Source organism: Micromonospora sp. URMC 105 (genome assembly GCF_051386295.1).
In the GTDB taxonomy this organism is placed as follows: domain Bacteria; phylum Actinomycetota; class Actinomycetes; order Mycobacteriales; family Micromonosporaceae; genus Micromonospora.
The window spans coordinates 1-321 of sequence record NZ_JBPQTL010000236.1 but is presented as its reverse complement, the minus strand read 5'-3'; the positions used below and the strand labels follow the sequence as shown (position 1 = coordinate 321).

The following is a 321-nucleotide window of genomic DNA, read 5'->3' as shown; positions in this document are numbered from 1 at the left end:
CGGCGGGGTGTCGGTGATCGAGGCGGCGCTGCCCTCGCCGGGCGTCGTGGCGGTGCCGTCGGGGTCGCCGGGCGCGGCCTGCGCGCGCAACTCCTTCTCGACCCGGGCGTGGCGGGGCGGTACGGCGAGCCGGAGCACGTCGGCGAGGCTGCCGGCGTACCGGTCGGCGACGGCCCGGGCCAGCCGGGCGATCTCCGGCGCCAGCACCGGTTCCGGGGAGACCACCTTCTCCAGGTACGCCAGCCGGCCGGTGTGCCCGGAGTCGTCGGCGCGCTCCAGCAGCCAGCCGTCGACCAGCTGACCGGCGAAGCGCACCTTGAC

Annotated in this window: 1 pseudogene; it reads right to left on the bottom strand. The window is 77.6% G+C overall.

From position 1 onward, the window contains the following. Positions 1 to 321 (bottom strand): annotated as a pseudogene (locus ACSNN7_RS29100) (primosomal protein N'); the annotation flags it as partial.